The sequence below is a fragment of the Hwangdonia lutea genome (genome assembly GCF_032814565.1).
Taxonomy (GTDB): domain Bacteria; phylum Bacteroidota; class Bacteroidia; order Flavobacteriales; family Flavobacteriaceae; genus Hwangdonia; species Hwangdonia lutea.
In genome coordinates this window covers 2,308,048-2,333,901 of record NZ_CP136521.1, presented here as the reverse complement: position 1 = coordinate 2,333,901, position 25,854 = coordinate 2,308,048, and the positions used below count along the sequence as shown (strand labels likewise).

General features: G+C 36.2%; 29 protein-coding genes and 1 tRNA gene. 16 read left to right on the top strand and 14 right to left on the bottom strand.

The window, feature by feature from the left end; all coding sequences use genetic code 11:
• Nucleotides 1-19: 19 nt before the first annotated feature.
• Nucleotides 20-727, top strand: a complete 708-nt coding sequence (gene pepE / locus RNZ46_RS10135) for a dipeptidase PepE (RefSeq protein ID WP_316982089.1) — start codon at nt 20-22, stop codon at nt 725-727.
• 198 nt (nt 728-925) lie between these two features.
• On the opposite strand, the gene RNZ46_RS10130 is transcribed toward pepE, so the two are convergent.
• Nucleotides 926-998 (bottom strand) — tRNA-Gly (locus RNZ46_RS10130).
• A 49-nt stretch (nt 999-1,047) separates the two neighbouring features.
• Nucleotides 1,048-1,473 (bottom strand): GNAT family N-acetyltransferase, encoded by a 426-nt coding sequence (locus tag RNZ46_RS10125; RefSeq protein WP_316982088.1) that lies wholly within the window; start codon nt 1,471-1,473, stop codon nt 1,048-1,050.
• Between the two features lie 188 nt (nt 1,474-1,661).
• Here RNZ46_RS10125 and RNZ46_RS10120 point away from each other — a divergent pair, with 188 nt between their 5' ends.
• Nucleotides 1,662-2,429 (top strand): M48 family metalloprotease, encoded by a 768-nt coding sequence (locus RNZ46_RS10120; RefSeq protein ID WP_316982087.1) that lies wholly within the window; start codon nt 1,662-1,664, stop codon nt 2,427-2,429.
• 72 nt (nt 2,430-2,501) lie between these two features.
• Here RNZ46_RS10120 and RNZ46_RS10115 read toward each other — a convergent pair whose 3' ends face one another.
• A complete protein-coding gene (locus tag RNZ46_RS10115; protein ID WP_316982086.1) occupies nt 2,502-2,885 on the bottom strand; it encodes an ankyrin repeat domain-containing protein in 384 nt (127 codons plus the stop codon).
• A gap of 259 nt (nt 2,886-3,144) precedes the next feature.
• Between RNZ46_RS10115 and gpmI the strand changes: the two genes are divergently transcribed.
• The 5 genes from gpmI to RNZ46_RS10090 all read left to right on the top strand — a co-directional run bounded on the left by gpmI (nt 3,145) and on the right by RNZ46_RS10090 (nt 7,321).
• On the top strand, nt 3,145-4,662 hold the full coding sequence (gene gpmI / locus RNZ46_RS10110; protein ID WP_316982085.1) for a 2,3-bisphosphoglycerate-independent phosphoglycerate mutase: 1,518 nt from the start codon (nt 3,145-3,147) through the stop codon (nt 4,660-4,662).
• An 85-nt stretch (nt 4,663-4,747) separates the two neighbouring features.
• A complete protein-coding gene (locus RNZ46_RS10105) occupies nt 4,748-5,152 on the top strand; it encodes a BT0820 family HAD-type phosphatase (RefSeq protein ID WP_316982084.1) in 405 nt (134 codons plus the stop codon).
• Nucleotides 5,153-5,225: 73 nt separating this feature from the next.
• Nucleotides 5,226-6,044, top strand: coding sequence for a type I methionyl aminopeptidase (gene map, locus RNZ46_RS10100; RefSeq protein WP_316982083.1), 819 nt, complete (start codon nt 5,226-5,228; stop codon nt 6,042-6,044).
• An 84-nt stretch (nt 6,045-6,128) separates the two neighbouring features.
• Complete coding sequence (locus RNZ46_RS10095; protein WP_316982082.1) at nt 6,129-6,509, top strand: GxxExxY protein; 381 nt, start codon at nt 6,129-6,131, stop codon at nt 6,507-6,509.
• Nucleotides 6,510-6,556: 47 nt separating this feature from the next.
• Entirely contained in the window at nt 6,557-7,321 is a 765-nt protein-coding gene (locus RNZ46_RS10090) for a class I SAM-dependent methyltransferase (protein WP_316982081.1), read from the top strand.
• 74 nt (nt 7,322-7,395) lie between these two features.
• On the opposite strand, the gene RNZ46_RS10085 is transcribed toward RNZ46_RS10090, so the two are convergent.
• Nucleotides 7,396-8,373, bottom strand: a complete 978-nt coding sequence (locus RNZ46_RS10085; protein WP_316982080.1) for an FAD:protein FMN transferase — start codon at nt 8,371-8,373, stop codon at nt 7,396-7,398.
• Between the two features lie 50 nt (nt 8,374-8,423).
• On the bottom strand, nt 8,424-8,801 hold the full coding sequence (locus RNZ46_RS10080; protein ID WP_316982079.1) for a DUF8840 domain-containing protein: 378 nt from the start codon (nt 8,799-8,801) through the stop codon (nt 8,424-8,426).
• 63 nt (nt 8,802-8,864) lie between these two features.
• Here RNZ46_RS10080 and RNZ46_RS10075 point away from each other — a divergent pair, with 63 nt between their 5' ends.
• Complete coding sequence (locus RNZ46_RS10075) at nt 8,865-9,323, top strand: Na(+)-translocating NADH-quinone reductase subunit F (RefSeq protein WP_316982078.1); 459 nt, start codon at nt 8,865-8,867, stop codon at nt 9,321-9,323.
• Nucleotides 9,324-9,458: 135 nt separating this feature from the next.
• Here RNZ46_RS10075 and nqrF read toward each other — a convergent pair whose 3' ends face one another.
• From nqrF to RNZ46_RS10040, 7 genes are all read right to left on the bottom strand, one after another.
• Nucleotides 9,459-10,769 (bottom strand): NADH:ubiquinone reductase (Na(+)-transporting) subunit F, encoded by a 1,311-nt coding sequence (nqrF, locus tag RNZ46_RS10070; RefSeq protein WP_316984984.1) that lies wholly within the window; start codon nt 10,767-10,769, stop codon nt 9,459-9,461.
• A gap of 1 nt (nt 10,770) precedes the next feature.
• Nucleotides 10,771-11,496, bottom strand: coding sequence for an NADH:ubiquinone reductase (Na(+)-transporting) subunit E (gene nqrE / locus RNZ46_RS10065; RefSeq protein WP_316982077.1), 726 nt, complete (start codon nt 11,494-11,496; stop codon nt 10,771-10,773).
• Nucleotides 11,497-11,609: 113 nt separating this feature from the next.
• Nucleotides 11,610-12,257, bottom strand: a complete 648-nt coding sequence (locus RNZ46_RS10060; RefSeq protein ID WP_316982076.1) for an NADH:ubiquinone reductase (Na(+)-transporting) subunit D — start codon at nt 12,255-12,257, stop codon at nt 11,610-11,612.
• A gap of 3 nt (nt 12,258-12,260) precedes the next feature.
• Nucleotides 12,261-13,004, bottom strand: a complete 744-nt coding sequence (locus tag RNZ46_RS10055) for a Na(+)-translocating NADH-quinone reductase subunit C (RefSeq protein WP_316982075.1) — start codon at nt 13,002-13,004, stop codon at nt 12,261-12,263.
• A 37-nt stretch (nt 13,005-13,041) separates the two neighbouring features.
• Nucleotides 13,042-13,395 carry a four helix bundle protein gene (locus tag RNZ46_RS10050; RefSeq protein ID WP_316982074.1) on the bottom strand — a complete coding sequence of 118 codons (354 nt, stop codon included), beginning with the start codon at nt 13,393-13,395 and terminating at the stop codon, nt 13,042-13,044.
• A gap of 26 nt (nt 13,396-13,421) precedes the next feature.
• Nucleotides 13,422-14,648, bottom strand: a complete 1,227-nt coding sequence (locus RNZ46_RS10045; RefSeq protein WP_316982073.1) for an NADH:ubiquinone reductase (Na(+)-transporting) subunit B — start codon at nt 14,646-14,648, stop codon at nt 13,422-13,424.
• 54 nt (nt 14,649-14,702) lie between these two features.
• Entirely contained in the window at nt 14,703-16,058 is a 1,356-nt protein-coding gene (locus tag RNZ46_RS10040) for a Na(+)-translocating NADH-quinone reductase subunit A (RefSeq protein WP_316982072.1), read from the bottom strand.
• Between the two features lie 170 nt (nt 16,059-16,228).
• Here RNZ46_RS10040 and RNZ46_RS10035 point away from each other — a divergent pair, with 170 nt between their 5' ends.
• The 3 genes from RNZ46_RS10035 (at nt 16,229) to RNZ46_RS10025 (ending at nt 19,413) form a co-directional block, all read left to right on the top strand.
• The gene (locus RNZ46_RS10035) at nt 16,229-17,491 is read left to right on the top strand and encodes a type IX secretion system plug protein (RefSeq protein ID WP_316982071.1); all 1,263 of its coding nucleotides are present in this window, start codon (nt 16,229-16,231) and stop codon (nt 17,489-17,491) included.
• Between the two features lie 117 nt (nt 17,492-17,608).
• The gene (apaG, locus tag RNZ46_RS10030) at nt 17,609-17,995 is read left to right on the top strand and encodes a Co2+/Mg2+ efflux protein ApaG (protein ID WP_316982070.1); all 387 of its coding nucleotides are present in this window, start codon (nt 17,609-17,611) and stop codon (nt 17,993-17,995) included.
• Between the two features lie 242 nt (nt 17,996-18,237).
• Nucleotides 18,238-19,413: an aspartyl protease family protein gene (locus RNZ46_RS10025; RefSeq protein WP_316982069.1), complete on the top strand. Its 1,176-nt coding sequence runs from the start codon at nt 18,238-18,240 to the stop codon at nt 19,411-19,413.
• 500 nt (nt 19,414-19,913) lie between these two features.
• Here the strand turns inward: RNZ46_RS10025 and RNZ46_RS10020 are convergent, their stop codons facing one another.
• Both RNZ46_RS10020 and RNZ46_RS10015 read right to left on the bottom strand, forming a co-directional pair.
• Entirely contained in the window at nt 19,914-20,906 is a 993-nt protein-coding gene (locus RNZ46_RS10020) for a DUF6695 family protein (protein WP_316982068.1), read from the bottom strand.
• Nucleotides 20,899-21,624 carry an NRDE family protein gene (locus RNZ46_RS10015; RefSeq protein ID WP_316982067.1) on the bottom strand — a complete coding sequence of 242 codons (726 nt, stop codon included), beginning with the start codon at nt 21,622-21,624 and terminating at the stop codon, nt 20,899-20,901. The genes RNZ46_RS10020 and RNZ46_RS10015 overlap by 8 nt, the downstream gene beginning before the upstream one ends.
• A gap of 148 nt (nt 21,625-21,772) precedes the next feature.
• Here RNZ46_RS10015 and pruA point away from each other — a divergent pair, with 148 nt between their 5' ends.
• From pruA to RNZ46_RS09990, 5 genes are all read left to right on the top strand, one after another.
• Entirely contained in the window at nt 21,773-23,401 is a 1,629-nt protein-coding gene (pruA, locus tag RNZ46_RS10010; RefSeq protein WP_316982066.1) for an L-glutamate gamma-semialdehyde dehydrogenase, read from the top strand.
• Nucleotides 23,402-23,561: 160 nt separating this feature from the next.
• The gene (locus RNZ46_RS10005; RefSeq protein ID WP_316982065.1) at nt 23,562-23,828 is read left to right on the top strand and encodes a hypothetical protein; all 267 of its coding nucleotides are present in this window, start codon (nt 23,562-23,564) and stop codon (nt 23,826-23,828) included.
• 428 nt (nt 23,829-24,256) lie between these two features.
• Complete coding sequence (locus RNZ46_RS10000; RefSeq protein WP_316982064.1) at nt 24,257-24,604, top strand: YciI family protein; 348 nt, start codon at nt 24,257-24,259, stop codon at nt 24,602-24,604.
• Nucleotides 24,604-25,104 (top strand): sigma-70 family RNA polymerase sigma factor, encoded by a 501-nt coding sequence (locus RNZ46_RS09995; protein ID WP_316982063.1) that lies wholly within the window; start codon nt 24,604-24,606, stop codon nt 25,102-25,104. The genes RNZ46_RS10000 and RNZ46_RS09995 overlap by 1 nt, the downstream gene beginning before the upstream one ends.
• Nucleotides 25,068-25,850: a DUF6596 domain-containing protein gene (locus RNZ46_RS09990; RefSeq protein ID WP_316982062.1), complete on the top strand. Its 783-nt coding sequence runs from the start codon at nt 25,068-25,070 to the stop codon at nt 25,848-25,850. Before RNZ46_RS09995 ends, RNZ46_RS09990 begins: the two co-directional genes overlap by 37 nt.
• The last annotated feature ends 4 nt before the right edge of the window (nt 25,851-25,854 follow it).

Genomic DNA, 25,854 nt, shown 5'->3' with positions numbered 1-25,854 from the left:
ACCTAATATACGAAATTACATGAGAAACCTAATTATAGCCAGCACTTCTACCGTTCATGGCAGCGGATATTTGGAATATATTTTAGATGAATTAGCCACTTTTTTTAACGAAGCAAAAACGGTATTGTTTATTCCGTATGCCAGACCAGGCGGTATATCGCACGACGAATACACCCAAAAAGCCGCATCGGCATTTTCTAAAATCGATAAAAAAGTAGTGGGTATCCATACGTTTAATAACCCCGTTGAGGCTATAAAAAACGCCGAGGCTATTTTTACCGGCGGTGGCAATACCTTTGTTTTGGTAAGCCAGTTGTACCAAAACAATTTAATAGCAGTTTTAAAAGAAACCCTTACCAACGGCACCCCGTATTTGGGCACAAGCGCCGGCAGTAATATTTGCGGACTCACCATAAAAACATCCAACGATATGCCCATTGTTTACCCGCCCAGTTTTAATACTTTGGGCGTTGTGCCTTTTAATATTAATCCGCATTATTTAGACCCCGACACAAACAGCACACACATGGGCGAAACCCGCGAAACCCGGATTAAAGAATTTCACAGCTACAATACACCACCCGTAATAGGTTTGCGCGAAGGCAGTTGGCTGCGTGTTAAAGGCGATTCCATAGTGTTGAAAGGCGCCTTAGAAGCGCGAATCTTCGAGTATAACAAAACACCCTACGAAATCGCTTCGGGCACACAATTAAATCATTTAAAATAAAAACAATTTGGGCGTGCCCCTTCCCGATAACTATCGGGCGGGTCGGGCTATCCGCTACAAGTCCTCGCTGCGCTGTGGGCTTTCCACTACTATCCCTCACGCGGGCATACCAGCCAAAGCCACTACAGATTACCAAGTACAACCAACCTGCAAAAAATAGAGCATAAAAAAAGCCCCATATTTCCATGGAGCTTTTCGAGCGGGAGACCAGGTTCGAACTGGCGACATTCAGCTTGGAAGGCTGACGCTCTACCAACTGAGCTACTCCCGCATTAACGATGCAAATATAAACACTCTCGCAACTTATTTGCAAGCAAAAACTACAACTTTTTAAAAAAATGATAGCCCAAAATTTCAAACCCTTCGTTGTAATAAAATTTGTGCGACGGATAATTATGCACATACGTATTCAATTCTATTGATTCACAACCTTTTAGCTTAACGTAGTTATAAATCCACTCAAAAAATTGTTTTCCTAAACCTTTGCCACGATACTCATCATCAATAAAAACATGGTCTGGTTCAACACTTTTTCCTGAATAGTGTCTTGTGCAATACCACAAACCGGAAATTCCAACTAGTTTATCGCCTTCAAAAATGCCGGCACATTCGTAATTCTGAGTTACCATTTCGGAAAAACGTTGTTTTAAAACCGCATCAGATTGATTATGACCATTTAGTTTTTGAACTAAAGGTATCACAGAATCAATTTGTTTTTTATCAATAATTTTAAACTGAAAAGACATCAACAATTTTTATGTGAAGATAAATATTTTCTAATTATTCATTAAAACATAAAATTAAATCCACTTAAATTTAATACGTGACAAAACCGTAAAAAATGGGTCTAAAACCTGAGTTTGCCCTGTTAATCAAACCAGGGTAATAGCTAGAATTATTATTTTTTGTAAATTTCAAATTATAAATAGCAACAATGAGAAGTAGAAATTTTAAGATTAGATTATTAATTGGTCTTGCCATAGTAGCATTTGCATTTATTAAAAAATGTAATAGTAAAGAGCGAAATGCGTATACCGGTAGAGTGCAAACCATTAACATGACCTCGGATCAAGAAATAGCCATTGGCTTACAACACGCGCCACAAATGGCTCAACAACATGGTGGCCTACATCCTAACAACCAATATCAAGCCCTTGTAGACCAAGTAGGAAACAAGCTTGTAAATAATAGTATGGCAAAGGATACGCCTTATAAATACGACTTTCATTTGTTGGCAGACGAGAATACTATAAATGCTTTTGCATTACCCGGTGGGCAAATTTTTATTACCTACGCATTGTTTTCTAAACTGGAAAATGAAGACCAGTTGGCTGGTGTTTTGGGGCACGAAATCGGTCATGTTTTAGGGCGTCATTCTGCTGAACGTATTGCAGAAAGCGACTTTTGGCAAACCGTAACCACGGGTGCATCGGTTGGTGCGGATATGGGCGGATTGGTAAGTGGCATTGGCCAACAAACACTTTTGAAAAATGGTCGTGATGATGAATTGGAAAGCGACGATCTTGGTGTGTTGTTTATGCTTAAATCGGGTTACAACCCTCAAGAAATGATTGGCGTTATGGAAATTTTAAAGGATGCTGCTGGCCCCAATCGTGTTCCGGAATTTCAAAGCTCACATCCAGATCCCGATAATAGAATTGAGAAAATTCAAGAATCTATTGAAAAGTATAAAAACCAATAATAAAAAGCCTTGTTAAAACAAGACTTTTTATGAGTGACTAGCTCTAAATAATTATTAAAAATTATTTAATTTTTAAGCTAAAGCATCCTTTAGTATTGCTAAAGCTTCTTTGGCATTAGACCGTTCTGCATACTTAACAGCAGTTAAACCTTTAGGACATTTGGTTTTTAACTTAGCGCCTTTAGCAATTAAAAACTTCAAAATGTCGGTTCGGTTATACTTAGCAGCATACATAACCGGTGTCATCCCATTAGATTTTTTGTTGATATCCGCACCTAAACTGATAAGTTTTTTAACGGTTTCTAAGTCGCCTTTTGCTATAGACACACAAAAAGGACTCACTTGAACTACGGCTTCTACACTGTAATCTTTAACGGTTTCATTCATTGATTTTGCATTAACTGATACTACTGAAAAGCATAATGCGATTGCGGAAATAATGATTGTTTTTTTCATGATGAAAGATTTTAATTTGATTATTGATTTGAATTGATTTCGTTTTTTGATATACTAAAGAGACGACAAAAATCTCAATCTGTTACACAAAAAATAATTAATAACATATTTTTAACATTGATTTCACATTTTATTATGTTAAAGCTTTTTTGTTGAGATACTCGCAAAAATCCGCTATTTAAAAGCTTTTTGAGATGTTTTAACGAGGATTTTTTTTATAATCTCACTATCTTTGAATACTCAAAAATTCTCACAAAAAATGAACAAAAAAGTTATCTTAATGATTCTTGATGGTTGGGGAAATTCTCCAGACCCAAAGGTATCAGCAATCGATCATGCCCATACCCCATTTATTGATTCACTATATAAAAAATACCCTTTCGCAACGTTAAGAACCGATGGCTTACACGTTGGTTTACCCGATGGGCAAATGGGAAATAGCGAAGTTGGCCATATGAATTTGGGTGCGGGACGTATTGTATACCAAGATCTTGTTAAAGTAAATTTGGCTGTAAAAAACAAAACCCTTAATAACGAACAAGTTTTGGTTGATGCCTTTAACTATGCAAAAAACAATCATAAAAACGTTCATTTTTTAGGCTTATTAAGCGATGGTGGCGTACACTCGCATATTAACCATTTATTGGGGTTAATTGATGCCGCCAACGATTTTGGATTAGCCAATACTTTTGTTCACGCTTTTACCGACGGGCGCGATGTAGACCCAAAATCAGGTTATGGTTTTGTAACCGAGCTTGAAAATCATATTGAAAACACAAACACCAAATTAGCAACGGTAACTGGTCGTTACTACGCTATGGATAGAGATAAACGTTGGGAACGCATAAAATTAGCTTATGATGCTTTAGTGAATGGTATTGGCGAAAAGTCGACAAATATTACCGAATCCATCAGAAAAAGTTATAAAAATGATATCACCGATGAGTTTATAAAACCCATTATCGCAGTTGATGAAACCAATCAACCTATCGCACAAATTAAAGACGATGATGTTGTGATATTCTTCAATTTCAGAACCGATCGCGGTCGTGAGTTAACCGAAGCTTTAACCCAAACCAATTTTCATGAGCAAAACATGCATAAACTCAATTTGCATTATGTGACGCTTACCAATTACGACGATACTTATAAAAACATCAACGTTATTTTCAATAAAGAGAACCTAAATGAAACTTTGGGTGAAGTATTGGAAAAACACAACAAAAAACAAATTCGAATTGCCGAAACCGAAAAATACCCTCATGTTACCTTTTTCTTTTCTGGCGGACGCGAAGAACCTTTTAATGGCGAAACCCGCATTTTAAGAAACTCACCAAAAGTAGCCACATACGATTTAAAACCCGAAATGAGCGCTTATGAATTACGCGATGCTTTAGTACCAGAATTACAAAAGGGCGAGGTAGATTTTGTGTGTTTAAACTTTGCAAATGGCGATATGGTTGGGCACACCGGCGTTATGGAAGCTGCCATAAAAGCCTGTGAAGCCGTAGATGAATGCGTAAAAGACGTGGTAACAACGGCATTGAAAAACGGGTATTCAACCCTGCTTATAGCAGATCACGGTAATTGCGAAACCATGATAAATCCAGACGGCACACCCAATACAGCACATACCACAAACCCCGTTCCCGTTATTTTAATCGATAACGATTTAAAAGAGATTAAAGATGGTATTTTAGGCGATATGGCACCAACTATTTTAAAACTTATGGGTGTTCCACAACCTGAAGCAATGACGCAACATCCTTTAGTTTAAGCTTATATTGGGTTAGATTTCCATAATTCTATTAGTGCGTAAATTATTGTACTTTTGTGTTAAACTCAAGTCTATAATTAAAAAAATGGATGTTAACCAATCGCTTATAATCGCTGTAGATTTTGATGGCACTATTGTGGAAGACGCTTATCCTAAAATAGGTAAGCCCAAGCTTTTTGCTTTCGAAACGCTTAAAAAACTACAAGAAGAAGGGCATCGATTGATTTTATGGACCTATAGGTGCGGAGACAAGCTTGACGAAGCTGTTACATTCTGCGAAAATAACGGCATTGTTTTTTACGCTGTTAATAGTAGCTTCTTGGGAGAAGAATACAGTAATAAGATGAGCCGGAAAATTCATGCCGATTTATTTATAGACGACCGAAATATTGGTGGCTTTATAGGTTGGGGAGAAATTTACCAAATGCTTACCAATACCAAACCAAATATCCCTAAAAAGGAAAGCGGTTTCTTTAGGTTTTTTAAGTAAACCGAACATAAGAAAATCTACTTTTTATCAAATCATTATAGGTTTTAAGTATCTTTGCACATATTTTAAAAAGATGATTGTAGTAAAAACACCCGAAGAAATAGAATTGATGCGAGAAAGCGCATTAATTGTTTCGAAAACCTTAGGCATACTTGCCCGTGAAGTTAAACCTGGAGTAACCACACTTCAATTAGATAAAATTGCCGAAGAACACATAAGAGACCACGGTGCCATCCCAGGATTTTTAGGATTATACGATTTTCCAAACACCCTTTGCATGAGCCCGAACGAACAGGTGGTTCATGGTTTTCCAACCAACGAACCTCTTAAAGAAGGCGATATTATTTCTATCGACTGTGGCGCATTAAAAAATGGATTTTACGGTGACCATGCCTACACCTTTGCCGTTGGCGAGATTGCACCTGAAACCGAAAAACTACTACAAGTTACCAAAGCATCGTTATACGAAGGCATAAGAGCCTTTAAAAAAGGAAATCGTGTTGGCGATGTGGGGTATGCCATTCAAAAATATTGTGAAGACCACGGTTATGGCGTTGTGAGGGAATTGGTAGGGCATGGTTTGGGCAGTAAAATGCACGAAGATCCTGAAATGCCAAACTACGGAAAACGCGGTCGTGGCAAAAAATTTATTGAAGGTATGGTGGTGGCCATTGAGCCTATGATTAATATGGGAACCCACCGAATTAAGCAACACAGAGACGGTTGGACCATTACCACTTTAGATAATAAACCAAGTGCCCATTTTGAACATAATGTGGCATTGGTAAATGGCAAACCAGAGTTGCTTTCTACCTTCGCTTATATTTATGAGGCTTTAGGCATTGAAAGTAATGAGGAAGAAGAGTTTAGGCAGAAGGCTTTGGTACTGTAGACACAAATTTCTTAGCATTATTTCGCTGAGATTCACTGAGGGAAACAGAGGTGCACTGAGTATTTATAACTTCAATTAATGTTTATGAATTACAATAAAATTACCGAAAACATTATTGGTTGTGCTATTGAAGTTCACCGAGCACTTGGCCCAGGTTTATTAGAGTCTGCTTATCAGGAATGTTTATTTCATGAACTTGAAAACTTAGGTTATTCCGTAAAAAAAGAAATCATTCAGTCTATTATTTACAAAGATAAAAAATTGGATCACGGTTACAGAATTGATTTACTAATTGAAAACTCAATTGTAATCGAACTCAAAACAGTAGAAAAGCTTACAGATGTTCACTCAGCACAAATTCTAACTTATATGAAATTAGGAGATTACCCGGTAGGATTACTTCTTAATTTTAAAACCAAACTATTAAAAAACGGAATTAAAAGATTTGTAAATACTCTTGAATAAGTGCTCTGCGAAACTTTGTGTGTCTCCGTGAATCTCTGTGAAACAATATGAAAAAACTTTTTAAGCTTATTCTAAATATAATCCCCAGACCTTTACTCATTAGGTTAAGTTACATTATCCGCCCAATTGTGGCCTTCTTTTTAAAAGGAAACAAATACACCGACCCAATTGACGATAAATCATTCAGAAGTTTTTTGCCTTACGGATATGGTACACAACGTAACAATGTACTTTCGCCATCCACTTTAAGTTTAGAGCGCCATCGGTTGTTATGGTTGTATTTGAAACGTGAAACGGATTTCTTTTCATCAGAGAAAAAAGTGCTTCATTTTGCACCGGAACAAGCTTTTTACAAACGCTTTAAAAAGCTGAAAAACCTAGATTATACTACGACGGATTTGAATTCCCCTTTGGCCGATGTAAAAGCTGATATTTGCAATCTTCCTTTTAAAGACAACAGTTACGATGTTATTTTGTGCAACCATGTTTTAGAGCATATTCCGGACGACACCAAAGCCATGCAGGAATTGTATCGGGTTTTAAAACCTAAAGGCATGGCCATTCTTCAAATTCCGCAAGATTTGAATCGTGTTGAAACTTATGAAGATGATTCTATTACAGACCGAAAAGAACGGGCTAAAATTTTTGGGCAGTACGACCATGTACGTATTTATGGTCGTGACTATTTTGACAAACTCAGAAGTATTGGATTTAAGGTTGAAGAAGTCGATTACACTTCCAATCTTTCCGCGGAAGCGATAGAAAAATACTGTTTGGCAAAAGGTGAAATTATTCCGGTTTGTTATAAGTAGTAACGTAAGTACAAAATACCATTTTAAATATTAAGAGAAACTGAAACAAGTTCAGTTTAACATAGCAATGCCATTTAATTTTCAGGAAAATCATTTAAAGCTAAGGTTTCCAATGCTTTCTCTTTATTTTCAAAAATCAAAAACACTTTTAGTTCAGGGTGGGATTTTAAAAAGGTTTTCACTTTTTCAATCCCCATAGCTTTAAATGCGGTAGCGTAAGCGTCGGCTGTCATACAATCATCTGCAATAACAGAAATACTTAAGAGATTGGTTTTACTTGGGTAGCCCGTTTTTGTATCGATAATATGCGCATAACGATTTCCGTTTTCATCCACTTTAAACTTTCTGTACGTCCCGGAAGTCGCCATGGCTTTGTCCTTTAAAGCAATAGCTCGGTTTATGGATTGCGAGCCATCAAAATTGGGGTTTTCCACACCAACCTTCCAATCTGATTTTTTTTCGATATTAATTCCGCTTGCTCTTAATTCGCCTCCAATATCAACGAGGTGATTTTTAGCATTCTGACTTTGTAAAAATTCTGAAACCACATCAACAGCGTAACCTTTTGCTATGGCGTTAAAATCTATAAATGTTTCTTTTTGTTTTAAAACGTGATTATTTTTAAGTGTCACTTTATTAAAACCAACGGATTGCATCAAACTGTCAACTTTAAGGCTATCGAGATTTGCTATTTTACCTTCCGGACCAAAATCCCAGGCATTTACAACGGCACCAATGGTTGGGTCGAAAGCTGCACTGGTGGCTTTATAAATTTGTTTTGAAGTCTCAAAAACTTTTTTAAAATGGGCATCAACTGCAACCTCTTCGTTACGATTTATTTTTGAAATGTCTGAATATATTTGATAGGTGGACATGGATTTATTTATCACGTAAAACAAGCTATCAATTTGCTTTTGATAATTAAGGTCGGAATCGTAAGTGACCCTGTAATACGTCCCAAAAACGGTGCCTTCAAGTATTGTGTTTTTGTGTTCTTTTTTACAAGAGATTACAAGTAAAGCAATTAGAATAAATAATATTTTTTTCTTCATCTTTTTAATTTCTATTATAAAGATTCTCACGCTTCGCTCAGAATGACGGATTAATTCAAATTAGTTTCTAAAACCTGTATGCCGTTGTATTCCATTAGGTATTCTTCGTTTAAATATATGGGCAGGTTTTCGCCATTCACATTGCCCAATCCAACACCCGCGTAAAGCACTTTTGCATCGTTTTCCCGAGCATGTTTTTTAAAGGATTCCATCCAAACAACATCGTAATTATTGGGATTATCGGGCAGAATTACCGCTCGTACAATAACAAAATAATACTGCTTGTTTTTATCGATACAGACAAATTGGGGATGTTTTTTTAGCTTACTATTTACGGCAATAAACTCAAAACCACGTTGCTCCAAGTCTTTTCCAACATGGTTCATGGCCAAATTATGTAATTCCTGTTCTGAAAGTGGTTTGCTCATGTTGCAAATTTAACATTATTAATTCAGATATTTTTTGTAAATTAAATACCAAATTTTCTAATTATGGATTTACCTTATCGTTTAGAATCTGCAATAAAAAAACTATATACAGCATATCACAACAACGAACTAATTCCCGAATGTTGTAAGCAATGTGCTGTTGGAAATATATTGGATAAAAGCGATAGTTGGAAACATTTGTCTGACGATCATGGTTCGTTAAAACTCAATTATATTGGTAAAGTGCATCAAAATTTAGGCAGAACATTTAATGGGTATTCGCCTTTGGAATTATTGCAGATTGAGACTGTTTTTTTAAGCGCCTGTGGTTACCAATTACCGCTTCATTATAGAAACGATAAACCTAAAAACACAAACAATAAAGAGGTGTTGTTTGATGGCTTAATGGCAGTAATTAAATATTTATGCGATTTGGATGGTGTCTCAAACGTATTAAACAACACGACATATTTAGAGCTTGAAAATAATAACCCAAAATATAAGCTAGAACATGGCTTTTAGACTATTAATATAGTTGTTTAAAAAATACTAAAAAATAAAAAACCCAATACTCGCGTATTGGGTTTAAATTTAGTTTTCAAACTAAAGATTCTCACGTTTTTTAAAAAAAGAAAAACTCAGAATGACAATTAAGTTTTAGCCTCCAAAGTCATCAAATCTGATATGCTCATCTGGAATACCAAAATCTTCTCCCATTTTCTGAACCGCTTTGTTCATTAATGGCGGGCCACAGAAATATAACTCGATATCTTCGGGTGCTTCATGATGACTTAAGTAATTATCAATAACACAGTTGTGAATAAATCCAACAAACCCATCGCCTTCTTCGTCATTAATATCTTTTTTCACTTTCCAGTTATCTTCTTCCATAGGTTCAGATAAGGCCATATAGAATTTAAAGTTAGGAAAGTCTTTTTCCAATTCCCTGAAATGCTCAATATAGAACAATTCACGTTTTGAACGACCACCGTACCAATACGTTACTTTTCTACCTGTTTTTAAGGTTTTGAATAAGTGATACAAGTGAGAACGCATGGGTGCCATACCTGCTCCACCACCAACATAAAGCATTTCGGAATCAGACTCGTTTATAAAGAACTCGCCATAAGGGCCTGAAATAATTACCTTATCGCCTGGTTTTTGTGCAAATATATAAGACGATGCTATACCTGGATTAACATCCATCCATCCGTTTTTATTACGGTCCCATGGCGGGGTTGCAATACGCACATTAAGCATGATTTCACGTCCTTCTGCAGGGTAAGACGCCATTGAATAAGCTCTTTCAACAATTTCGTCATTTTTCATCACCAATGGCCAAAGATTAAACTTATCCCACTCTTCTTGAAACTTATTTGGTGTATCGTGCTCTTCTGGATGGGCCGTAATATCAATATCAGAATATTTAATTTCACATTCTGGTATTTCAATTTGAATATAGCCACCCGCTTTATATCCCATATCTTCTGGAATTTCAACAACAAATTCCTTAATAAAAGAGGCTACGTTATAATTACGTACAACGGTTGCTTCCCATTTTTTAATACCAAACACTTCTTCCGGAATGGTAATAACCATGTCTTGTTTTACCCTTACTTGACAAGATAAACGGGCACCATCTTTTAATTCTTTACGTGTAAAGTGAGGTGTTTCAGTAGGCAAGGCTTCACCACCGCCCTCTAAAACGTGGCATTCGCACTGAATACAAGTACCACCACCACCACAAGCCGATGGTAAAAATATTTTTTGAGAACTTAAAGTGGTTAATAAAGTACCTCCGGAGGCTACCTCAATTTCTTTTTCGCCATTGATGGTTATTTTAACCGGACCAGATGGCGACAATTTTTGTTTTACAACCAATAGTAATGTTACCAACAACAAAGTAATCACCAAAAAGGCCGTTACCGTTGCTATAATTGTTCCTAATGTACCTGCTGCCAATATCATATTACTCATTTACTTTAATGTTGTTAGCTACTACTTTTTCTTGTTCTGAATCCTTCTTGGGTTCCTCAACTTTTACCGTTGTTTCTTCAACCGGTGCTTCTTCTTCATCACCACCAGTTAACATACCTCCAAAACTCATAAAACCTATGGCCATTAAACCTGTAATAATAAAGGTAATCCCTAAACCACGCAATGCAGGCGGCACGTTTGAATATCTGATTTTTTCACGAATAGCTGCAATAGCCAAAATAGCTAAAAACCATCCTATTCCTGAACTTACGCCGTAATTGAAAGCTAAACCTAAGGTTGCTATTTCACGTGATTGCATAAATAACGAACCTCCCAAAATCGCACAGTTTACGGCAATTAACGGTAAGAAAATACCAAGTGAGTTATATAATGCTGGTGAAAACTTTTCTACTACAATTTCTACCAATTGCACCATGGTGGCTATGGTAGCGATAAACATGATGAATGATAAGAAACTTAAATCGTAATCAGCAAACTCTTCGCCTAACCAGGTTAGTGCCCCAGGTTGCAACAAGTACTGATCAAGCAGCCAGTTTAAAGGCACTGTTATCGCCAATACGAAAATTACAGCAGCGCCAAGACCAACGGCTGTACTTACCTTTTTAGATACTGCCAGGTAAGAACACATTCCTAAAAATGTGGCAAATACCATGTTGTCTATAAATATTGATTTGAAAAATAATTCTATATGTTCCATTTTCTTAAGTTATAAGTTCATTAAGTTATAAGTGCCTAAAGTTTACCAATAATTGTGTTTTTACTTTTTCAACTTTAAGTATTTAAGACACTTTATACTTCAAGTACTTTCCATTAATTATCTTCTACTAAAGCTTTGTTTCTTGTACGTTGTACCCAAATAATAATACCCACAACAATTAATGCCATTGGCGATAATAGCATAAATCCGTTATTTTCGTAACCTATTGCGTATAAACCTGTTTTTTCAATAGGATCTCCTAAAACGGGTATTCCTAACAAAGTACCAGATCCTAATAATTCCCTAAAGAATCCAACAATAATAAGTATCACGGCATAACCTAATGCATTTCCAACGCCATCAAGGAACGATCGCCATGTACCATTGGCTAAGGCAAAAGCCTCAAAACGTCCCATAATGATACAGTTGGTAATGATTAATCCCACGAATACGGAAAGCGTTTTACTTAATTCGTATGCAAAGGCTTTTAAAACCAAATCTACTATAATAACTAAAGTAGCAACCACAATGAGCTGCGCAATAATTCTGATTTTTGATGGTATTACATTACGCATTAACGAGATTACCACGTTACCTACACCCATTACAAAAAGTACAGATATGGACATTACGATAGATGCCTCTAACTCTGCGGTAATTGCTAAAGCAGAACAAATACCTAATACTTGAATGGTAATTGGGTTATTATCTGCTAATGGATCTAATATTAATTTACTGTCTTTTTTTGATAATAGTCCCATTCTTTATTGTTTTAAATTTTCAAAATAAGGCACATAAAGCTTTAAATCGTTTCTTATCATTGCTGATACACCATCGCCCGTAATGGTTGCTCCTGCAATGGCATCTACGGCATGATCCGTTTTGTCTTCATTTCTAGGATCTGCATTTCCTTTGGCAACATCAATCCCCTTAAAGGTACCGTTACTCATTAAATGCTCACCAATAAAATCGTCCATAAAATAACGTTGTTTAATATTGGCTCCTAATCCTGGTGTTTCGGCCGCATGATCGAAAAATGCACCTTTCACAACCATGTTTTTGTCCATAGCAATATAAGCCCAAATAGCATCCCAAAGCCCTTTACCTCTAATAGGTGCTATGTAGTATGTTTTACCATCTTTTTCTCCAATAAATAAGGGCAAACGTCTTGGTATACCCGCTTTGGCATTTGCTTGTTCTTTTTTAACATCAATTAAATAAGCTTCGTCGTTTTCAGTGACTTCTCCATCCTGAATAACCAATTGCTTTTTGATGTATTTTTCGAATAACTTTGGTGCTTCTTTAGTCGACACAAAATTAGCACTAGTTTCATCATTATCGTTAACACCCATTGCGTATAGAATGTTTTGTTGCTTTTCTAAACGCTCATTCTCGGCAATTCTTGGTTTTAAAGACGATGCTAAAAACGCCAACAAAGCACCAACTACTATTACCATGATTATGGCAAACACTATAGTATATGAATTTTTATCTGTTCTATTTTCCATTTTTTAAGTTCATAAAATTATAAAGTACTTAAAGTGCCTAAAGTTTGTTTGCAATCGATGTGAAAATTGCTAAAAGCTCTTTCGCCTCTTTCCTTAACTCATTTATTTTATTGTTATTTACCCAATTTATTTCCTCTATTATCTCAAGCCAATAATCTGTTTCACTTGCTTCTCCTAAACTAATTTTAATTTTATTTTTAAAATCTTTTTTGCTTCGACTTCTATTGGCTTCTCTATAATTAGCTCCAACACTGGTTCCTGATTTTGTTACTTGATTTCTTAAAACAAAAGCTTCGGTTGTGTTTGGCAAACTTGCTGATAAATTTATAATTTCAATGGCAAACTCAATAGTTCGTTTTTCTAATTTTTCAGCAAACTCTTTATTTGTCATTCTAACTTCAAGTACTTTAGCGCACTTTAGGCACTCTTAACTTTTACACGTTTCATTCTTTTCTTAACATTTCCTTGCACGATATAATGATCGATTGTTGGTGCAAACACATTCATTAATAATATGGCTAGCATAACACCTTCTGGGTATGCTGGGTTAAATACTCGGATTAGAATAGAAATAAATCCTATTAAGAAACCATATATCCATTTTCCTTTGGTGGTTTGCGATGCGGTTACAGGATCGGTAGCCATAAACACCGCACCAAAGGCGAATCCGCCAATAAGTAAGTGGTGCCACCATGTTGTGCTCATTAATCCGTAAAACTTACTGCTTTCGGTAATCCAGCCAGCATCTACAACGGCATTAAATATTAATCCCATCACGATAGCGCCTAAAGCGGATGACAACATAATTCTCCAACTTCCTACTTTGGAAAATATTAAAAACAAACCTCCTAAGAGAATCAATAAAGTAGACGTCTCTCCAATGGAGCCTGGTATAAATCCTATAAACATATCCGAGACCGAATAAGCGACTTCTTTACCTTGAGCTAAAGCTCCTAAAACGGTTTCTCCCGAAATGGCATCTAAATTCTCGCCAGAGGCAATCATTTGGTCGCGCTCAACAGCACCGTGAACCCACACTTTATCGCCACTCATCCAAGTTGGATATGCAAAGAATAGGAAGGCACGTATGGTTAATGCGGGGTTAAGAATATTCATTCCTGTGCCACCAAAAACCTCTTTTCCGATAACAACACCAAAGATTACGGCTACTGCTAACATCCAAAGCGGAATATCAACCGGTACAATAAGCGGTACCAACATACCGGTTACCAAATAGCCCTCTTCAACCTCGTGTCCGTTAATTATGGCGAATATAAATTCAATACCCAAACCAACACCGTAAGACACAATAACCAGTGGAATTATTTTCCAGAAACCGACTAAGAAATTATCCATAGTCCAAAACTCTGAACTAAAGAAACTTCCGGCAACGGCTTGAATTTCACCAAGTGCTAAATGATGCTGATAGCCAGCATTAAACATACCAAAAATCAAACAAGGTACCATAGCCATAATAACCGTGTTCATGGTACGTTTTAAATCGTCGGCAACTTTAATATGAGTCCCATTGTGTGTGGTCTCGTTTGGCAGGTATAAAAACGTATGGATGGCATTAAATGCGGGTATCCACTTTTTATTTTTATTCTTTTCCTTAAAATTATGTAAACTGTTTTTTAAACCCATTTTTCAAGTTTATTATTTTAAAATGTCGCTTCGAGAACCTCAGCGACCACTTTATTATCCAATTTCTTTAAGCATTAAGTCTAAACCTTCTCTTATAATTTTTTGATGTGGTTGTTTGGACACACAAACAAATTCGGTTAACGCAAAATCTTCAGGAGCTACTTCGTACATACCTAAAGCTTCCATTTCATCTAAATCTTGATACATACAAGCTTTTAAGATTTGCATCGGATAAATATCCAAAGGAAAAACTTCTTCGTATGTTCCCGTAATTACAAAAGCACGGTGCTCGCCATTGGTATTGGTATTTAAATCGTATTTTTTCTTAGGATTTAACCAAGAAAAAGTCATGGCTCTGGATGTAGAAACTTTGTTAAAAACAGGTTTATTCCATCCAAAAAACTCATAGTCATCGCCTTCTGGAATTACCGAAATTACATTACTGTAATAATCTAAGCTACCATCTGGCTTTACCTGTTTTCCGCTTAAAACATTACCGGAAATTATACGTGCATTAGCATCTTTTGAAATGCCTTTATCGTAAACCATAGTAGCTACTTCGCTACCAATTTTAGTTTTAAAATATCTTGGTTTTTCAACTGAAGAACCTACAAGGGCTACAATACGTTCGGCATTAAACTTGCCGGTAAGCAACAATTCACCTATTATTACCAAGTCTTGTGGATTTACTGTCCACACTACCTCGCCTTTATTTACAGGGTCTATTTTATTTATCTGAGTCCCCACATTTCCAGATGGATGCGGACCAGAAACTTTATGCAGTGTAATACCCGATAGACCCGCTAATGGCGAATTGGATTTTTTCCCAACCGATACATGCACTTTACCTTCCGTTAGTTTAGCTAGCGCGGTAACTGCGGCTTGTAATTCTGCTTCTTTACCTTGTAAGGTAAAATCTAAATCGGCTGCTAATGGTGCGCTTGCATAACCCGAAATAAAAATCGCTTTTGGCGACTTGTTTGGGTTTGCAACAACATCATACGGACGTTGTTTTACAAACGGCCAACAACCCGATGCCAACAAATGTGTTTTAACCGAATCTTCAGTTGCTGCATCCAAGTTAAAAGTTCCATAATCTTGATAAGACTGCGTTTTATCAGCTTCAATTCTAATGGCATCAATGCGTCTTTTGGGTCCGCGAACTATTTCCAAGACTTTTCCCGAAACCGGTGAAGCGAATTTGATGTCTTCGTTAGACTTATCAAAATACAAAGTGTCTCCAGCTTTAACTGTAGCTCCTTCTTTTACAACAAGTTTTGGGATAACGCCATGAAAATCTTCTGGTCTTATGGTGAAGTAGTTGCTTACAACCGCTTGTTCAACGATTTTCTCAGCTTCACCCTTAAGTTTAATGTCCAGACCTTTTTTAATATGAATGTCGTTTGACATATTTATTTTTATTGAAGTTAATTGTCTAAAAATCGGGGCAAAAATACGAATTAAATATACAGTTTTCATAATAATTTAGACATAATTTTGCACGCAAACGTTTACTTAAAGTCCAATCGCAATTTTTAGGCATTAAATTTGTTTATATTTACACAAAACTACTATTATTAATGAGATTTAATCTTACCCTACTTTTACTTTTTACATGGTTTCCTCAATATTTTTTTGGTCAAATCCAAGAAGTTAATCCTCCAGATTATATTAAAACCATTGCTTTTAAAAGCAACACTAAAGAAAGTCAGCTTCCTATTTTAAAATTGGGGGAATATGTGGTGCTGGAATTTGATGCGCTAAATGGCGATGAAGAAGATTATTACTATAAAATCGAGCATTTTAATTTTGATTGGACCCCTTCCATTTTAGTAAAATCCGAATATATGGATGGGTTCGACAATCAACGCATCCGTAATTACGAAAATTCCTTAAACACCTATCAAATATATTCGCATTACAAACTAACCATTCCTAATGCCCAAACCAAACGCTTAAAGGTTTCCGGCAATTACCTATTAAGTGTTTTTAATGATGACGACGAGCTTGTGTTCTCAAGAAAATTTATGATTTACGAAAACAAAACCAATGTTGGCGTTAGCATAAAACGCTCTAGAGATGTGCAGTTTATTGACGAAAAACAGCGTGTTGAAATTGTTATTTCATCAAACAGCATGCAATTTAACAATCCCAAACAAAATGTAAAAACGCTGGTGGTTCAAAACAATAATTTAAACACCGCCATTTCAAATTTAAAACCACAATACACCATTGGCAATAAACTAATTTTCAAATACGATACCGAGTCTAGTTTTTGGGGCGGAAACGAATACCTGTATTTTGAAAACAAGGATATTAGAGCCGCGAATATTGGCGTTAGGCAAATAGATTTACAAGACCTGTACCACAACTATTTATTTACAAACACCGAAAGAGCCAGCAAACCCTACACCTACAACCCCGATATTAACGGTAATTATTTAATAACCACTATTGATGCCGACGACCCCAGTATTGAAGCCGATTATGTTTGGGTACATTTTTCGTTGATTGTTCCTAACAGCTTTCGGGGTGACGATTTAAAAAATAAATCTATACATATATATGGTAACTTTAACAATTATGCCATTGATGAAAGCACCAAAATGATTTACGATGAGTACAACCAAGTATTCACAAAACCGCTATTACTAAAACAAGGGTTTTACAACTACAAATATGTCGTTTTAAATAACGGCAAGCTAGACGAAGGCGCCATAAGTGGCAATTTTTACCAAACCGAAAATAACTATAAAGTAATTGTGTATTATCGGGACTTGGGCGCACGCTACGATAAAATCATCGGTTTGGGCGAAGGCAGCTCCGTTAATATCTCAAACTAAAAGCCCCATAAAATCACCATTCAACTAATATTTTTAATCGTTGATGTTAAATTTTGTTATTCTCGTGTAATATTCATTATTTTAGCCAACTAAACGCATTGTATATCAATAGTTAACATGGTTCAACAAGTTACAAGTGGCATAAAAATTTCGGTCGAAACCAATTTCGAAGGCTCATTTTATAAAAATTATAAAATCCAATACGCCTTCGGTTACACCGTAACCATCGAAAATCAAAGCAAAGATTCGGTGCAACTTTATGCGCGCCATTGGGAAATTATGGACGCCCTAAACAATGTTGAAACGGTTACTGGCGAAGGTGTAATTGGCGAAAAACCGGTTTTAAAACCAGGCGAATCGCATACCTATTCTTCAGGCTGTTTATTAACTTCACCTTTTGGCGCCATGAAAGGCCATTACCATATGGTAAACTTTACCACCACAAAAAAGTTTCAAGTCACCATTCCAACCTTTAAGTTAAGCGCACCTTTTGCGATAAACTAACAGATTAAATCTGATTTTATTATTTTTTATAGCGTTACCCAAGGGTCGGGCTTTTCGCTATATCTTTTTCTCGTGCCTCAAAAAAGGATGCCGCTGCAATCCCTAACGCGGGTTAGCAACTAAACTTAATCGTATTAAAAAACCATTAAACATCCCATTTTTATTTACAAGCATTTGTTTATATTTGATATAAAACATGTCATCAATTAGCTGTTTTAATAATTACATCCTAAATTCAAAAAATGAAATTAATAACTTTTCTTATAGCACTATGTTTTGTTATTCAAAAACCCAATACCCAAAAAATTGAAAAAAATAACGACACCGGAAACATGTCTTTCGAGCTCATTAAAGAAAAAATAATTATTCCCGTTCAAATTGGTAATAAAACGTTCAGATTTCTTGTTGACACGGGAGGCATTTTTGAAATTTCAGAAGAGGTTCAAAACCAATTTAATTTCAACCAAACAAAATCTATCACTATTGTAGACATTAACAGAAAGGAAGTTGAAATAAAATCAGTAATCGTTCCAGAAATTAAACTTGGCAATTGGTCTTTTAAAAACCGAAAAGCCATTGTAAGCGATTTGCATAGTAAATATCCTTACAGCTGTTTTGAATTAGACGGAATGATTGGGCGAGATTTTTTCGATAAAGTCATTTTACATTTTAATTATGCTACAAAAACGTTTCGTCTTACAGAAAACGAACATATTATTGAAGTTAATAAAAGTAATAGAACAAAAATGAAACTGAGTCATCGCGGATTGCCTAACCTACAATTAAGGCTAAATGGCAAAAAAGAATATATAGAATTCGATTCTGGTTCTGGTGATTTTTATAGCCCAAAAACTAACAATGTGGAAAAAAGGTTAACTAAATCTAACACAAACAAAGCTCTTAAATTTACTGGAGAATTCTCTTTTGGCGTTTCAATGGACGATATAAAAATCTCCAACCGCTATAAAGAAAAAGTGAAAAGTTTACAATTAGGCAGCACAACATTTAATGATTTTTATTCGCAATTTTCTAAAATTAGTGCACCACGAATTGGAGCTCGCATTTTAAAATATGGCGCTGTTACTCTCGATTATAAAAACGGGTGGTTTTATTTTAAACCTTACAAACCAAACCAAAAGATTGAACCATTTAAAACATTTGGATTTGATGTTGCCATACAAAACGGCTATTATAAAATAAAATGGGTGCTGGATAACTCTGATGCACAACGTTTAGGCATGCGCTCTGGCGATAAAGTTTTATCAATTAATAATGTTTCTACTAATAATATTGATGAAGACTGTTTTGGTTATTTGAATGGGTATAGTTTTAAAAACAAACAGAGAATAACGGTTGTATTTTTAAATAATCAAGGTATTGAAAAGTCTATTGAATTAGAGAAGATAGTTTTCGAATAGCGATAAAAAGATTACCACAACATTTTCAAATGTCTCACAATGTTTTGTTTGTTTTAAAAATAGTGTTGCTGTAATACATAATATGCTAGTGTTAAGTCACTTTCTTATCCGCAAAAACCAGAATTCATAAAATTAAAAATAGATTCGGAACTAAAAACAAACTCAACAAAAAGTCAAGTCCCAAATTCCGATATAGTCGGAATCATCAATCTGCAGAAATAATGAGCGAAAAAACGGAAGTGCAAAGCGAAGCTATAAGCATGAAGTTTTGAAAGCGCATGTTCCGCAGGAGTTTCCTTAGATTGATATGATTTTTTGGCTTGGTTTATCCTGAGCGCAATCGAAGGGTTTTGCATCAAGGCAAAATGAACTTTAAAATTAGGTGTCAAAATATTTTTAAATCACCAATACGAAAAACAAAAGGCACAAAACCTACAGAAGCAAATATTTAATTTATTAAATAAACAGATTCTCGCGCTTCGCTCAGAATGACGAACAGATTAAACTTTCCGCTCAAACCTAAAAACCCGTCCATTTTGCTCCACATTAAAAAACTTACAATTAGAATAATGCACAAATTGGTATCCTAAATTATAATCAAAAGTATCATCTTCAACTTTAAACACAGCATCGCAATCTATATTACCGTAAGGCGAGATACGCCTAAACCTATATTCGGTTTTATTTCCTAAATCATGCAATTCAAACCACGCACCCGCAGCAATTCCGGAAAGCCATTGTGCTTTTTCATGCAAACCGTCAACAGGTTTTGATATTTGCGTGCCTATTAAATTGACTTTATGGTCTTTCAATTTGTCTAAAAAGCAGCGTACATTTTCGCTTTGTTGCGAACCTTTAAAAGCTGAGATTTTACCTGTTTGAGAAACTTCGAAAACCTGATTTTCCGTATCGGCCAACAACACATTGCCCACCGTACTTGGTGTAAACCATTTAGAATTTTTTAGTGCCTTTGTAATTTTTAAGTCCGTTACCGACGCAATTAGGGTATCCGTTACAAAACGTGCGCAATTGCAACCATTTTTAATAAATGCCGCATATTTAATAAAATGCTTGTTTTGCATGTTGGTAATATGGATTCGAGCCTTTTGGTAATTTATGGCATTACAAACCGAAGCTACCAATTTACCATCGCCGTGAGTTAATTTAGGATGTGTGCCTAAAAATTTTAGTATGGCATCTAAATTTGTAATCGTATCATTTTCTATTTCCGCTTTTAACGGAAAACGTAACTCGGTATCGGTATCATTTCCACGAACACGACCGTTGGGTTCGGGTGTAATATAGCGTCCAAAATCATGGTATTCCAAAACGCCCGTTTCTTTGTCAATCAATACCAAAGCGGCATGTCCTGCGCGCAAATAATTCTTTTTACCCACGCCAATAAAACGTAAAAACGGTGAGAACCACTCCTCGGAAATCATAACAATGGTTTCTGGATAAGCAAGGGTTAAAATAATACCGGAATTACTCATTAACGGTTTGTGGGATATAAAATGTTTTTGATGAAACGCTATGGCCCAAAAGACTTTCGTAACGCATTTCCAAAGTGTTTTTCAACTTTTCAATTTGTGTAATGCTAGTTGTTTTCACAAAGCCGCGATCCATAATCACACCATAGTCATCATTATTTTTTCCAGCAGTTTTATGGAATTTTAATATTGTGTTTTTATTCAAATCGTATTCCGTATTAAAATCTTCAAACCATTGTAAACGTTCGGTTTTCATAGCTTCAGAATACAACGATGAGGACGACCAAATTTGAGGTTCCAAAGGCAATGTTTTAAAATGTTTATCGGTGCCATCCCAAACCAATTCGTAAAATGTTAAACCCTTATTCCAATCTGCAATTATCATGGTAAACGGCTCTATACCTTTAAAATTGTAAGAATTAATGGTGTCGTGTAAATCATCAGCAAGCATTATATGGTTGGCTACTACGCCTCTGCTCAACCTGTATGGTGCTTTTCGTTCATGGTAAGTAAATCCGCCATTAAGCACACAAACCACCCTGTTTTTTTCGCTCGCACCAATCCAGGTTCCGCCGGATAATTCATCTTTCGGAAATAGCAATTTAGTATTCTTAATTGTATAAAAATCAGGTTTTAAGGATGCTCTATCTGGTGCTTCATCTCGATTTGTAGTGAGCACAAAATCATTTTCACCTTTAGGAATTAAAGTTACTGTACACATAAAAGCTGTAGTCTTAAAACGGTTTGGCAACTTACAAAAAAATGAACAAATATTAACTTCAAATTAATACCCGATGCAATTTTTAAATGCCTAAAAATTCGTAAATTTGCAGCTCAATTTTTTGACAATTCTATAAAAACACACAATAATGGGAAAAGGATTTTTTAACGTACCAGTTGCTATAAATGAACCAGTTAAAAGCTATGCACCGGGAACGCCAGAGCGCGACGCTGTTCTTAAAGCATACAAAGACATGTATAACAGTCAAGTTGATGTGCCTATGTACATTAACGGAAAAGATGTAACGACCGGCAACACGAGAACCATGTCGCCTCCGCACGACCATAAACACATAGTTGGCACCTATCATTTAGCAGAAAAGAAACACGTTGACGAAGCCATTGCAACCGCACTTGAAGCCAGAAAAAACTGGAGTCAGATGCCATGGGAACAGCGTGCTGGTATCTTTTTAAAAGCTGCCGAACTAATTGCTGGCCCTTACCGTGCCAAAATAAATGCGGCAACCATGATTGGGCAATCTAAAAATATTTATCAAGCTGAAATTGATTCGGCTTGCGAACTCATAGACTTTTTACGTTTTAATGTGCAGTTTATGACTGATATTTATTTGGATCAGCCAGAGAGCACAACCGACGCTTGGAACCGTATTGAGTACCGTCCACTTGAAGGGTTTACCTATGCCGTTACGCCTTTTAACTTTACGGCCATTGCTGGAAATTTACCGGCGTGTATGGCTTTAATGGGTAATGTTGTGGTGTGGAAACCAAGCAACAATCAAATATATTCTGCTAAAGTAATTATGGATGTATTTAAGGAAGCTGGCGTTCCTGCCGGTGTTATTAATGTGGTTTTTGGCAACCCAGGTATGATTACCGATACGGTATTGGCAAGCCCACATTTTTCTGGATTGCACTATACGGGCTCGACTCCTGTTTTTCAAAATTTATGGAAACAAATTGGAAATAACATTGAAAACTACAAAACCTACCCGAGAATAGTGGGTGAAACTGGTGGAAAAGATTTTGTTATCGCGCATAAATCCGCCGTTGCAAAACAAGTTGCAACCGCTATTTCCAGAGGTGCTTTTGAGTTTCAAGGACAAAAATGTAGTGCTGCCTCAAGAGCTTATATTCCTTCAAATTTATGGGACGATGTTAAAAAATTCGTGATTGAAGATGTGAAGTCTTTCAAAATGGGATCGCCAGAAGATATGAGCAACTTTATCACTGCCGTAATTAACGAAGGGGCTTTTGATAAATTGGCCTCTTATATTGATGCTGCAAAAAATGATGCCGATGCCGAAATTATTGCCGGTGGAAACTACGATAAATCTAAAGGTTACTTTATTGAGCCAACCGTGATTGTTACCACAAATCCCAAGTACGAAACGATGTGTACTGAGTTATTTGGCCCTATTATAACCATTTACGTGTATGATGAAAACAAATATTCTGAAACCTTAAAACTAGTTGACGAAACTAGCGAATACGCACTAACGGGCGCTGTTCTTTCAACCGATAGATATGCGATTGTTGAGGCTACGGAAGCCTTACAAAACGCCGCCGGAAACTTTTATATTAACGACAAGCCAACAGGTGCCGTTGTTGGCCAACAACCGTTTGGAGGTGCCCGTGCATCTGGAACAAACGATAAAGCAGGTAGCGCCCAAAACTTATTGCGTTGGGTATCGCCACGAATGATAAAAGAAACATTTGTTTCGCCTGTGGATTATCGTTATCCGTTTTTGGGTGAATAACAAATTCCTGCGGACGCAGGAATCTCATTATCGAGAAGCCTAAATTATTAACGAAAGAGATTGCCTATACTCAATAGACAATCTCTTTTTTGTTTTATGACGTTTTGAGATTAGGATAATTTATTTTGCCAGAAAAGATTTCTAAATTCGGTTAATAAATATGAATAAAAAATCTATAAATAAAAACAAGCATGGTAAACCAGAAATAAGTTCTGATCTCGATATTGCATTAACTAGTAGTAAGTGGTTCGGTGCTTTAGTTTTTTACATCATTAACTTAGGAAAAGTTCCTCTTAAAGAATTTTGGACAAAAAAATACTCAAAACGGAACCTTTGGGTAGGATATTTTGTGAAAATCGTGTTCTTAGTCGCAACCTTAGTTTTAGCTTGGAAATTATATTTAAAGGACATTTTATATTTACATTGACCTACCTTGATTTATACATTGCCTTCGCTAGCGCTCGATTGAGAATTACAAAAACAAAGTTAAAAAACGACAATTTTCAATCCGTTTCTTTCCGCGTTAAGGATTGCATCCCTTCGACAAACTCAGGGTGAACTCATCCTTTTTAAAATGTAAAAGGTATTAATTTTGCTTGGGAACTAATACTTGACAGATTACCACGTCGTTACCTCCTCGCAATGACGGTTTAAAAAGATAAAGCCTTTCGACTTCGCTCAAGATAAACTTCAAGCCTAACGCACTTTTGCCATTAAAACCAAAAGTGGGTAACGCCCAAATTAATAAAAAAGAGATTCCCTTTTCCAAAGGAATTTTAATTAAATTTGAAAAAGCTGTCCCCTTTTCCAATCTAACAAACGTCTTAACTATATAAACTTTAAAAATATATAATTATGAAAGAATTTATGATGATTTTTCTTGGGGCAGATTACACCGATTTAGGGCTTTCGCCAGAAGATTTACAAAGCAGAATGGGCCAATGGTTTGCATGGCACGATAAAATGACGCAAGCCGGAATTGTGAGCCATGGCAACGCATTAACGCCGCAAATACGTCGTGTGGTTGGCAAAAACAGAACGGTAACCGATTTAACTTCGGCCGAGGTTAAAGAGCTTGTTGGCGGCTATTACATTGTGAAAGCTAAAGATTTTGACGCGGTTGAAAAAATTGCCGAGGATTATCCGGATTACGATTTGGGCGGCACGGTTGAAATTCGTGAAATTATGGTTTTTGACCAATAATGGAACCCAAACTTATAGACCATCTTTTTCGCCACCACAGCGGAAAGATGGTTTCTGTTTTAACGCGTATTTTTGGACTTAAGCACCTCGAAATTATTGAAGATGCCGTACAAGACACCTTTATTAAAGCCAGTATAAGTTGGCGAAACAAACAGCCCGAATACCCCGAAGCGTGGTTAACCCAAGCGGCTAAAAATAGGGTGTTGGATATTTTTAGAAAACTAAAAACGGAGCGCAAACACCTACCGAACATCAATCAAGGGACGGACGCTATTGCCATAAATGATCTTTTTTTAGATTCGGAAATTGAAGACGCACAACTGCGCATGATTTTTACGGCTTGCCACCCCAAATTAGATGCGAGAGACCGCATTTCATTCGCCTTAAAAACGGTTTCCGGTTTTAGTATTAAAGAGATTTCATCGGCATTGCTCACTAAAGAATACACTATTAAAAACGCTTGTTGCGGGCGCGAAAAACTATTCAGCAATCGCATTTAAAATTTCAAATCCCACAAGGGAAAGCTTTACAACAGCGTTTAGAAAGCGTTATGGAGGTGTTGTACCTTATTTTTAACGAGGGCTTTCATTCCAATAAACCCGACATATTAATTCGTAAAGAATTGTGTGGTGAAGCGATGCGATTAACCCAAATGCTCTTAAAAAATGAATTGACCAGAACGCCCGAAGTTTATGCTTTGTATACATTGATGTGTTTTCATTCGGCACGGTTGGAAACCAAAACCAATGCTGAAAACGAGCTTCTGGATTTAAAAAACCAGGACAGAACACAATGGTATTTTCCGCTAATAAAAATGGGCAACTCCATGATGAATAAAGCGGTGGTTGAGCAAACAACGTTTTCGTGTTACCATTACGAAGCCGCCATTGCTTCAGAACATTTGCGTGCCAAAACTTTTGAGGACACCGATTGGGACAAAATCCATTATTGGTATCAATGCCTCAATGCTTTACAACCTATGCCCATTCATGTGTTAAACATGGCTGTGGTGTGTATTCAAAATCGAGATTTAGATATTGCTAAAACGTATTTAGACGACATTAATGCTAAAGATTTTGAACAACGCGCCTATCTGTTTTATGGCGCACAAGCGGAATATTTTATTGCGATTAATAAAAGGAACGACGCTATCAAGTATCTTGATTTGGCTTTAAATGCTGTAAACAATTCATTAGAAAAGGAATATTTACAGAAAAAGAAATTAAAGCTGCTCAAGCACAAATAAAGCC